This window comes from Chitinophaga sp., from assembly GCF_036569185.1.
Lineage (GTDB): Bacteria > Bacteroidota > Bacteroidia > Chitinophagales > Chitinophagaceae > Chitinophaga.
This window is the reverse complement of record NZ_DATCRD010000374.1, coordinates 1-10,828: the sequence shown is the minus strand read 5'-3', so window position 1 is coordinate 10,828 and position 10,828 is coordinate 1. Positions and strand designations below refer to the sequence as shown.

Sequence of the window (10,828 nt, the reverse complement as noted above, 5' to 3'; positions counted from 1 at the left end):
CCGGGCCGGTCCTGCCGGGGGCCATCGGCGGCAATAAACAGCTGTTCGGGCTGCTGCAGCCTGATTTGTCTGAACACCTGCAATGTTTGTTCAGGGCGGTTAAATACCAGGAATAAGACCGGCGTGCGTAACATCATTTAGTTGCCTCCAGTGCAACGGCGTTATTAAATCGTATTTCTTCTTCTACCAGTTTAAACATGCTGTCGGGGCTGTCGTTGAATGCACAGTGCCGTATGTTTTTAAACCCTGCAGCGGCCAGCTGGTGCGATAAGGAAAGATGATCCCACATATACAGGTGTTCCCGGTTGCCCAGTGCCAGCTGGATCAGCTGTCTGAATCCCCGTACCCTTTCTTCTTTTCCCAGCAGCGTTTCTTCCATGAACCCGGTATTGGCTTTGGGATCATTCTCCGAAAGTTGCGCAATATACCTCCTGGCAGCGCCGGCCAGGTCGGGTACTACGCACCTGAAGTAACCACCTGGCTTCAGGATATGAAAGGTATTCCTGATAGCCAGGAGACAGTCGTTATAAGCCAGGTGTTCCAGCACATGCGAACAATAAATGCCATCACAGGAGTTTTCTTTTATTCCCGGAAGGCCCTTTACTATATCGCCTTTCAACACATCGGGATGGAAAGTAACATGCATGGCCGGTTTCAGCAGTTTCCCTATCAGGGGAAGCTGCTGGATCTTCAGCGTAGGCGAGGAATCGTAGTTTTTCCAGCCGGCAGGTGCTGAAAAAGGCCCACAGCCATATTGCACATATAACTTACTTCCAGGCATCTTACATGTTCATGTTTTTAAAGAAATAGGTGTAATACGTTTTGGCAAACATGCGGTAGCCCACCGTTTGCATAAACTGGCATAATTGGCTCTGTTCCGCCTGTAACACATCAAACGGAGGAGACTCCGCCAGCACATAGGCAGGCCTGTATTTATCCCAGTTATTGGATCGCAGCACTTCCATGTCAAGCCCTTCGGCATCAATGGTCAGGATATCGATCTTACTATCTTTTGCCAGGTACATATCCAGGATCTCCGCCAGGGGCCAGGTATCTATCTTCTTTTCACCAATTACCCGGTATTTGGGTACCTGTGTATATTCTTTTACTTTTTCGGGAGAGAAAGTGCTTAAAGCCGGTTCATTAAATATAAAATAGGTGAGCTGTTGCTTTACTACGGATACGCCTATTTCCAGGTTGATATCTTTAGGCCGGTACCTGTTGAACAGGGCCTTTGAACCGGGCATGGGATCTATGTTGATGCCGGTCCAGTTCTGCTTGTAAAGCAGGTAGGTATTGGATACCCGGAAGGGATGGTGCGCTCCCACATCTATATAAACACCTTGCTGTTTTTTATCAAAGATCCTTTGTAAAATAAGGTCTTCCCCTTCCGAGCTGTAAGCGCGCACCCCGTAACTGAGCCGTGGAAACAGCGTAGTGACCAGTTTTGCCGCGATTTTTTTCAGGCTGCTCATTTGGTATACTGTTTTTGATGAACGGTGAATAAACGGGTGGTAAAGATCCGCAGGTTATTTTGTACCTGTTTTATATCTGACAGCGCCAGCGCCGGATGAAACATTTTTTTGGTGAGCAGGTAACCCTGCCCGCTTTTATCGAACAGCAGCAACATGCCATACACCGTGGTATAAGCCGCCACCGTGGCGATGGCCGCCCCTGTGCCGCCATAAGCGGGAATCAGGAAAAAGTTAACGCACATATTAACGGTAAGACCGGAAAGGTTGCTGTACAGGTAAATTTTGTATTCGCCTTCCACGAACAGGTATTGAACCAGCACTATGCTGAGGAATACGGGGATGCCCGCCCATACATGGATCATGAGCATGCGGGAAGCGGCTGCATAGCCTTCGCCGTACAGGAAGGGAATGATGATATGTGCAGTGAATGTAACCAACAACGCAATGCCCAGGCTTAACCAGAACGATAGCCGCAGCCACTTTTCCAATGCTGCCAGGTAGTTGTTCCCGTTGTTCTTCCTCTTTTGTATAAGGCCAGGCAGCACGGCTACGGATATCACCGTGGGAATGGCGTACCATAGCTCTGAGATCCGCGCAGCGCTTGCATATTTTCCCAGCTCCCCGGGATTGGAAAGCACGTCCAGCAGTACCAGGTCTATCTTCATAAATAATACTACTACCAGGTTGGAAAGCATCAGCGGCCAGCTTTGCGCCAGCAGTGTTTTGGCCAGTGTACGGTCGATGCGCAGCGTGAAATCAGCCGTATTATAGTAGCCATATACCCCTATTATCACCAGGTAAGTAACCACCAGTTCTATTACCGACGCCCACAGGAATGCTATCAGCGAGCCATCCAGGTAGATGATGAGCAGTTTTATTGCGCAGAAGATAATGAACACAGTTACCTTGGGAATGATCACTTTTTTTACATTGTGCTTCGCCTGGTAGAAATAATCCAGCACATCGAATGATTGCAGCACAATGATCAGCGCAGAAAAAACAGTACAGTATATATAAAGTTGCTGGTGCTCCCGGGCAAACCATACAATGCCTATACTGATGGCCATGCAGATGATACCGGCCACGATCCGCATTAAAATAACGGTAGCCACAATGGTGCCCTGTTTTTGCTCATGATGAAGGATCTCCTTTACGGCAAGTTTGTCCATGCCCAGTATGGCTGCACTGCCAACAATAGTGGTGAGCGCCAGGGCATAGTTCCAGATCCCGAATGCTTCCGGGCCCAGGTGCCTGGCAATGAGCGCCATGATGATAATGCCCGGGAAAAGCTTACTGAGCTTATCTATCAACAGCCAACCGCTATTTTCAAATAGTTTATGCAATGCGTTGTTTTATTTTTTTTACCAATGATGACCAGGTATGATTATGTTGTTTATTTTCTGTGTATGAATAATGATCGTAGTAGTAATAGGGATAGAAGGTATCCTGTTCTATGCCATTGAAGATGATCCCTGTTTTTTTGAAGAATCCTTTCCGGATATTTTCTGATACCGGTACCAGTTTGGATTTAAGGGTGAAATTGTACCGCACCACGAACAGGGCACAGTCTACCTGGCTGGAAATGCTTTTGGCATCGGATACAATACCGATGGGCGACATATCGATCACCACGTAGTCGAACAGGTCTTTCAGCTGTGCCAGCAGGTCGGCCATACGTTCTCCTTCTATCAGCTCAATAGGATTGGGAGGAATGGGGCCGGATGAAACCAGGTAAAGCCCGTCGGTGCCCGGTACTTTTTTAATGATCTCTTCTACGGTTTTATTCCCGATGATGTAATTGGTAACGCCAACGTTATGGTCTAATCCCAGGAACTGCGACAGCTTTGGCTTGCGCAGGTCCAGTTCCAGCAGTACCACCTTTTTGTTGCTTACGGTTAAAGAGTTGCCAAGGTGGGCCGACAGGAAAGTTTTTCCTTCCCCGGAAATGCTGGAAGTAAGCAGGATGGTGGGCGTGCCGGTGACGCCCGTGAGCAGGAACTTCAGGTTGGTACGCATATTGAACACCTGTTCCACCAGCACAGAGCGGTTTTGCAGCGACATATCCCGGGCGCCTTCTTCATGTTGGTAAATTTCTGCAATAACGGGCAGGTCAAATACCTGTTCAATTTCCTTTTTACTGAGTACGCTGGGATTCAGGAAATATTTCAGATAGATATAAGCGCTGGTAAGCACCAGGCCAACTGCGATAAAGCCGATGAACACGATAGATTTTTTTGGGGCAATGGGCTTGTCGGGTACAAAAGCGGGGGCAATCACTTTGTTATCTACCACGTTACTGGCGTAGGCTACCGATGCTTCTTCTTTTTTCTTTAGCAGGTAGAGATACAGGTTTTCCTTTACGCCCTGTTGTCTTTTAATGTTGATGTATTCCTTTGCATAAGTGGGGATATTGGCTATTTTGCCCTGTATCTGGTTTACTTTCTGCTGTGTTTCTTTTTGTACTACGTTGGCATTTCTTCTGTACCCGGCAATGTAATCGCGGATAGTTTTCCGGGTATCTGTGACCTGCGATTCCACATTTTGCAGGATTTCGCTGGTGGGCTTGAGGGAAAGCGACAGCCGTTTCTTTTCCCGGAGCGCTTCTTCGTACCGGTTGATCATGGAGGTAAGTGTCTGGTCAATATTGCCGAGCACGGGCGCAAAGGGATAATCGCTGGCTGGATTGTTGATATAGCTTTCCACCTGGTCAAAAACCGAGAGCTGCATATTGGCTTCGCTGAGCCGGATGTCTGCTTCCTTTACCTGTTCCAGCGCAAGTTTGGAGCTGGCGTCAATATCGGTGATCCCTCTCTGGATCTTGAAGTTTTCTTCCTGTTTTTCCAGTAGCCCCAGTTCTTCTTTCAGGGAATCAATTCTCACGGCCAGGAAATGGATGGTTTTAAAGGCCACCCGGTTTTTGTCGTCGAGGGTATATTCATTATAGGCTTCCAGTAAAGTGTTGAGGAAATCGGCAGTTCTTTCAGGCACCGGGTCTTTGTAGCTCACCAGTATCACGGTAGCATCGCGGTTCACCAGGGCAGTGCCTATTTCATCTATTTTTTCATAGGCATATTCTGTTACGGAATCCACGCGGATGCGGTAGGCACCGGCAGGAGTAGAGGCGGCCAGTGGAGAATAACTGATCACGAATTTATCTTTCGCCACGGTGAATGGCTCGCCGGGCCTGGTGCTTAGTTGCAGGCTGCTGTCGGTGGTATTGTTCACCTGTCTTATTTTCAGCAGATCATTTTCCACGGTCACGTCAAAAGTATAGTTGCCTACTTTAGTACTGTCGCTCAGCACGCGGAGCGTGAGTGGTGGGTGGTTATAAATTTCTTCATTATTCACTGTTCCTTTCAGGTAATACCGGATATTGAAACTGTTGGCGGCGATCACTTTTTCTACCAGTATAGGGGCTTTCAGCACTTCCATCTCGTTCTCAATATTTTTACCGTTGTTGAAAAGGGCAAGTGATTTCAGTGCGTCCATTTCTTCCCCGCCTCCTTTTTTTTCATCTTTCAGGTAAAGTTTGGCGGTGGACATATAGATCGGTTTTTTGTATTTCAGGTACAGCATGGCGCCTGTTACCATGGCCATCAGTACCAGGAGATACAAGGGCCAGTGGAATACCACTTTCTGGAAGAGATCATTCAGATCTATAACCGAGTTCTTATTGTTGGTTGTTTTTTGCTGGTTCATAAGGCTGATCATTTACTTAGAATGACGATCGTGGTAATTAGTGATATCACGCCGATGATGGCCGGCAGCAGCTGTATTGTTTTGGATGTGGCGAATTTGCGGTCAGGGCCGGGCTTTACGTATACCACATCGTTATTGCTGAGATAATAGTAAGGGGAAGAAAGGGTTTTGCTGTCGTTCAGGTTTACCGATGCGTATGTTTTAACGCCGTTGATTTCCCTTATGATCATGATATCGTCGCGTTTCGCCGTAACATTAAGATCGCCGGCCATGCTCAATGCATCCAGTATGGAAGCTCTTTCTGCGCCGATGCGGAAGGAACCGGGCCTGGCCACATCGCCGAGCACCGATACCCTGAAGTTTACCAGCCGCGTAGAAACGTAGGCGTTACGGACCGTTTTTTCCAGCTCCTGCGATACCAGGTCGTTGATGGCCGCGGTGGTTTTATCTTTTACGTTTATTTTCCCTATCACCGGAAGGGCGATATAGCCGGCGCTGTCTACCAGGTATCCCGGTTCCATGCCGCTGTTTGAAGCCGGTCCGGAAACGGCGATGTTAGGGTTAAAGATCTGCGACACTTCTTTATCGAGCGTGGTGATCGTGATCTGAAGGATATCGCCGGGTTGTATTTTCAGTTGCTGCATGCGGTGAAGGGAATCCACCCCCGATACCGTTGCAATGTCATTAAAGTAGGTCAGTTTCCGGGAGCTTGCGCACCCCGTGATTATCATCAACGCCAGGATCAATGGTAAGCTGAATTTCAATCCCATATTAAGTGATTAATTTGTCTGTTCGGTATGGTATAACAGGAAGTGTGCATGCAGGTGTTTCACCGGCAGTCATCACTATTTATAATGAAGAGGTAACGGCCTCCTCATTGAGGAATTTGTTATGTTGTTACTTTCACATCAGCTATGTTTACACCGGGTCTTTTTGTTTTAAAGAATCTGGCCCTGAGCTTTTCCTGTGCAGGCAACTCGAAGTAGTAATAAGTGATCAGGCTCAGTGGCAGCAGGATCAGGAAAAAAATAAATAAAGTATATGGTGAACGGAATACGAGACGGTTCATATGGAAGGCATCTGCCACAAGTACAAAAACGATCTGTAGCGGGAAATGGATTAAATACATTGCATAGCTGCAGTTACCCAGCAAGGCCCATTTTTTGTTCAGCATACCTGTTTTGGTTTCCCACAATGCCAGGGTAAGGATAGTGCAGGGACTTACGGTGGTGCGGAAAAAGAAGTTGCGGCCCAGTCCAAACGCCGATTGTGCGGACTCCAGGCTTTTGCCCGGCAAAACCTGCATGTACAGCTTTGTCCATATATCCTGGAAAAAGGAGAACTGGTATTCTGCAAACAGCATGATCCATAATAAAGCCGTTACAGCAGCGAGGGCCGGCAGGTATTTACGGGTCCTGTTTTCTTGTGTCATCCACACGTAGAGATAGTATACCAGCGCTCCCAGGAAGAAGGAGTACATTCCTTTACCGATGATGGTATAGAAGTACTGGATAAATATGCCTGCAGGGATCAGGAGGAACAGCAACCATTTCTTATGTTGTAGTTTCAGGTAGCAGATAACAAAGAACATCAGGTATAGCGCTACTTCCACGGACACAGACCAGGAGGGGCCGTTAAAAGAGGGGCCTTTTTCAAAGCCCCAGTTTTGCATGAAAAGCAGGTTCAGTACAAAATGGTAGCTGTCGTTGAATTGTATAATGAAATAGTGCCCGGCATTTCTCAGCATCAGCCACTGGAGCACCGCTACTGTTACCAGGGTGACCAGGTGAATGGGATAGAGCCTGCTGAGCCGGAAGAACATAAACTTACCAAAGTTGATATTCCTGCTGGCAATGCGTTCTGCATACAACCAGAAGAAAATAAATCCCGAGAGGAGGAAGAATAGATCTACCGCCACCATGCCATCGTTATAAAAGGCCTGCAGGTAGGTATAGAAGGGCAGCGTAGTTTTCTCGAAGCCGCCCAGTACCCAGGTATCATTCGCATAGTAAAAGAATTGCCAATGATACAGGACCACTATGATGGCGGCGATGCCTCTTATCGCGTCGAGCGCATAAAAGTGCTGAGGGGGATGCTGATTTTGGTTTGAATTCATTAGGGTGTTTTCAATAGCGATATTACCAATACGCAACAATCAGTCTTGTTTACATATAATTGTATAGTCCTTCCCGTAGTGATTTTGCCGATAACAGCAGCCAGTCTTGTTTTAGATAATTGCAGGTTTTTCCCGGTAGGGGTTTTGCCGATGATAGCAACCAGTCTGTTTGCCTAGTATAGTCTTCCCCGTAGTAGTTTGTTAATAACAGCAGCCAGTCTTATCAGATAATTTTAAGGTCTTTTCAATAGAGATTTTATCAATGATCCAGTAACAGTTCTTATTTGTATAATTCGAATTTAATTATAATACTGATAGTTATAGCGTCTGTAGATTAAATGAATGTAATGAACGGGATGGTTTTGAAATGAATAAAATGAACAGAGGGGGAGATTATCGTGGGCTATCATCTTCTATGACCTCTTCTTTCGGCAGTTTTATATCTGCAATCTGGGGGATACATCTTTTAAATACCTGCTTTTACAAAGTTTTCGGTGTTACATTCCCTCCGCCTGCATAGTCACTTTCATGAAGCACAAACACCAGGTCCAGTTTATCGCAAAGTATCTTCGCCAGATCGGACAGAGGAATCGCTTTTGTACCAAACAGGCAGTAATAGTTTTTTTCGCATGGGTGCAAATATACAGAGATGTAGTGTTGTGCATCTGAATTTTGCTTATAACCGGGTTACAAACTGCCGTATACGTTCCATCACCTGGTCAAAGTCAGGTTGTCCTTTATAATATAATGCAGCCGTAGACTGGTACCTTTGTTTAAACCGGTTCCTCATTGCTTTATCAGTAAGTAAAAAGGCGGGGTTCTTATATACCGGAATTACAAAATCGGCTTTGGGAAAATGGTGCTCTTTGTGTGCCAAATACTCATCTGTACCGATAAAATCCAATACTTCCCTGCTTTCCAGCAGGCGGTATATGTCGTAATACTGGCGCATATAGTTAGGGCGTTCCACACCATCTTCGAGCTCCTGTCTGAATTTTGTAGCAATGGTTTGCAGCTTTTCAACGAAGGTGTACCCCGGATGATAACAGGCTATCTGTTTTGCGCGGTTATCTTCTATTTTAACTTTTGCGGTAATTGCTTTATCATAAGCCCAGGAACTGATATTTACCCGTTGGTTGGGGGTAATTTTGCTGAATCCTGCTTCCAGCAGAATGCCCTCTTTAACTCCCACAATATTAGGAAAACGAGGCTCATAATATAGCCTGATTCCCCCACTGCGATAGGAATGTATGTCGTCATAGGCTTGATCTCTTTCAGCCTTTAATCCGTCAATATCAATGGCTGATGCCAGCCAGTCATAAAAACCTTTTCGAGATTCAACCGCAGCTGTTTTATTGCTTTTGGGATTAATGTTGACGTCTAAATGATCTGGTGGCGTTATGTAAATATCAATATCTTCGGAGAAACGGTCTATAATCCGATATCCTTTAGACAGGGATGTACCTCCTTTCAATTTGAAGTCGAAGCCCTGAGCCGAAAGTCCGTGCAAGGCATGCATAATGTAGTAATCCTTCTCGATCAGGGCGGCATCTATGCCCGATTCCCCTTCAATGATCCGTATTAAATCTGCAAATTCTTTGTGTTCATGAAGATATAGTGGCATCGCTTAATGCTCTGTTTTATTCTGTCTTAAAAAATCCTGATACAGCTTCCTGGCTTTAGCGTTACCATAATAATTAAACAACCTCATTAGTGTGCTTTGATCAACCTTTTTCATGCGTGAAAATAGATGGGTAGTCAGTTCCATAGGATCTTCAGCGAGTGATTCCATATTTCCAGCCAGGTCAACGAGTAAATATTCCGGGGTTACTTTCTTTGGGTAATGAGGAACAATTCTGAAGTCAAAGAGTTTACTGCCCAGTTGGAATAAGCCATGTCGTTTATGATTATAAACAATACGCTTATTATAGAGCTGGGTAGTGCCTACCCCCAGGCTATTGTACGCATTAGGAGAAGTAAGCAGAAAATCTTTATCTTTTAAAAAACTGCGTACCAGTTCCTTTTCTTCAGGGGGAACCTGGCCGAAAGTAGATTGTTTAGGATAATAATAAAGTCCCTGTTGTAATTTTTTTAAGGTACCATCTTCAACCAACTCTGCTAAATGCCTGTCTACTGCATTTGTCCATTGCGCAAGCTCCCCGCGACGGTAAACCTTGCCCGGTTTCAGCTTTCTTTTAAGTTCACTGGCGGCATTCATTCTTTTTCTTTGAAGAGTTTATTATTCTCAGCAAAGATAGGAAAAATATCCCATTTTGCATGAATTATACAGAATAATTCATGCAAATAATCTCGAAGTAATTACCCCGCCGCCAGTATCTTCCCACAACCCGCATACCTCACCCGGTCAATCAACTGGTCACTAACAGGCATACCCATTTCAATACCAATACCCACCAGCAAAGTACTGGCATCATTTATTAACGCCAGCTCAGGCAGCGACAGCACAAGGCGCTGTGCTTCGAACGACTTTCTCACCAACTGCCATTCTGTATATGCCGATGCCGGCAATAGTTGTTTTCCCGCATTCCTGTAATTAATTCCATTGAATTCAATATCGGGAACAGTCCCAAACGTAATAATAAACCGGAAAAAGGGGTATTGCCAGGGCAGCAGCAAATTTAGCCCGGGCATCAGGGCGGGTAGCTCCACAGCCGCAGTCCCGGTTTCTCTTTCGATAATACACTGAACGGGGTGACGAAGTACACTGTCGAAAGTGTTTTTCCTGTTTAACTGGAACCCCTCCAGCAAATAGTTGTGCCGCGACAGGAGTATGCTTCTCTTTCCCCTGTCGCCGGTGGTATCCAATACCTGTATGCTTTTAGCCAGTTTAACCAGCACAGGCGTAAAGTTATAGTCGGCCAGGTGTTTCACCGGGATCAATACCTGCCTGATGGTTTTTGCTGCATAGCCACAGCCGGAAAATTCGCTATTGTTTTCCCGTGTGCGCTCAAATTTGGGCGAATGCCGGATCTGGTCACCGGAGGCGCCTCCTTTGGTACGGACAACAATTTTACCGGATCCCTTCATCCTGTAGGCTGATAGTTTGCCCAGGGAACCAGTGAAGTTAATACCATCTATAAGAAAAGCCATTCCTGATAAGTTTTAAGTGATCGTTTCAGGTATACCTGAAACAAAATAATGTTTACCTGTATATAACCGGTATCTTATAGATAAGGGTTATATAACGTTTATTTAAGAATTACATAAGGGTTATATAAGGGTTATCTTGTTATAGCCCTTACATCAAAAATGCTGATTCGTGTTGTAACATACCGCCCAGGCGCGGTTGGTTACAATTGCCGCTGTAGTCAACATGCAAAAGGTTTTCAGGTCAGCCGGTCCGAAGCCCCTTTTGCATGATGATAACCGCAGAATGTCGGTGTAATTTTATAAATTACTCCCCGGCATATAAATTCCCCGGTAAAATGACATCCGACACCGCAAAACAAATTGGCAGAATAAAAGCGATCATTGCGCTGGTGGTGGCAATGGCCATCCTGGAGTTTTCCTGGTTTTT

The 10,828-nt window shown here is 45.7% G+C and carries 9 protein-coding genes; all 9 read right to left on the bottom strand.

Annotated features, from left to right (window positions below; genetic code table 11):
* Positions 1 to 133: 133 nt before the first annotated feature.
* The 9 genes from VIM72_RS28335 to VIM72_RS28295 all read right to left on the bottom strand — a co-directional run bounded on the left by VIM72_RS28335 (position 134) and on the right by VIM72_RS28295 (position 10,401).
* A complete protein-coding gene (locus VIM72_RS28335; RefSeq protein ID WP_332006176.1) occupies positions 134 to 781 on the bottom strand; it encodes a class I SAM-dependent methyltransferase in 648 nt (215 codons plus the stop codon).
* Position 782: 1 nt separating this feature from the next.
* Complete coding sequence (locus VIM72_RS28330; protein ID WP_332006175.1) at positions 783 to 1,475, bottom strand: FkbM family methyltransferase; 693 nt, start codon at positions 1,473 to 1,475, stop codon at positions 783 to 785.
* Entirely contained in the window at positions 1,472 to 2,818 is a 1,347-nt protein-coding gene (locus VIM72_RS28325) for a flippase (RefSeq protein ID WP_332006174.1), read from the bottom strand. Before VIM72_RS28325 ends, VIM72_RS28330 begins: the two co-directional genes overlap by 4 nt.
* Complete coding sequence (locus VIM72_RS28320) at positions 2,811 to 5,174, bottom strand: GumC family protein (protein WP_332006173.1); 2,364 nt, start codon at positions 5,172 to 5,174, stop codon at positions 2,811 to 2,813. The genes VIM72_RS28325 and VIM72_RS28320 overlap by 8 nt, the downstream gene beginning before the upstream one ends.
* A gap of 8 nt (positions 5,175 to 5,182) precedes the next feature.
* Positions 5,183 to 5,944, bottom strand: a complete 762-nt coding sequence (locus tag VIM72_RS28315) for a polysaccharide biosynthesis/export family protein (protein WP_332006172.1) — start codon at positions 5,942 to 5,944, stop codon at positions 5,183 to 5,185.
* A 119-nt stretch (positions 5,945 to 6,063) separates the two neighbouring features.
* Complete coding sequence (locus tag VIM72_RS28310; RefSeq protein WP_332006171.1) at positions 6,064 to 7,290, bottom strand: acyltransferase; 1,227 nt, start codon at positions 7,288 to 7,290, stop codon at positions 6,064 to 6,066.
* 676 nt (positions 7,291 to 7,966) lie between these two features.
* Positions 7,967 to 8,914, bottom strand: a complete 948-nt coding sequence (locus tag VIM72_RS28305; protein WP_332006170.1) for a nucleotidyl transferase AbiEii/AbiGii toxin family protein — start codon at positions 8,912 to 8,914, stop codon at positions 7,967 to 7,969.
* 3 nt (positions 8,915 to 8,917) lie between these two features.
* Entirely contained in the window at positions 8,918 to 9,508 is a 591-nt protein-coding gene (locus VIM72_RS28300; RefSeq protein ID WP_332006169.1) for a hypothetical protein, read from the bottom strand.
* 101 nt (positions 9,509 to 9,609) lie between these two features.
* Positions 9,610 to 10,401 carry a hypothetical protein gene (locus VIM72_RS28295; protein WP_332006168.1) on the bottom strand — a complete coding sequence of 264 codons (792 nt, stop codon included), beginning with the start codon at positions 10,399 to 10,401 and terminating at the stop codon, positions 9,610 to 9,612.
* Positions 10,402 to 10,828 lie beyond the last annotated feature (427 nt).

Bases quoted from the DNA above. Each gene is read 5' to 3' on its own strand.
- VIM72_RS28335 (WP_332006176.1), bottom strand. From the start codon at position 781: ATGCCTGGAAGTAAGTTATATGTGCAATATGGCTGTGGGCCTTTTTCA.
- VIM72_RS28330 (WP_332006175.1), bottom strand. From the start codon at position 1,475: ATGAGCAGCCTGAAAAAAATCGCGGCAAAACTGGTCACTACGCTGTTT.
- VIM72_RS28320 (WP_332006173.1), bottom strand. From the start codon at position 5,174: ATGAACCAGCAAAAAACAACCAACAATAAGAACTCGGTTATAGATCTG.
- VIM72_RS28315 (WP_332006172.1), bottom strand. From the start codon at position 5,944: ATGGGATTGAAATTCAGCTTACCATTGATCCTGGCGTTGATGATAATC.
- VIM72_RS28310 (WP_332006171.1), bottom strand. From the start codon at position 7,290: ATGAATTCAAACCAAAATCAGCATCCCCCTCAGCACTTTTATGCGCTC.
- VIM72_RS28305 (WP_332006170.1), bottom strand. From the start codon at position 8,914: ATGCCACTATATCTTCATGAACACAAAGAATTTGCAGATTTAATACGG.
- VIM72_RS28300 (WP_332006169.1), bottom strand. From the start codon at position 9,508: ATGAATGCCGCCAGTGAACTTAAAAGAAAGCTGAAACCGGGCAAGGTT.
- VIM72_RS28295 (WP_332006168.1), bottom strand. From the start codon at position 10,401: ATGGCTTTTCTTATAGATGGTATTAACTTCACTGGTTCCCTGGGCAAA.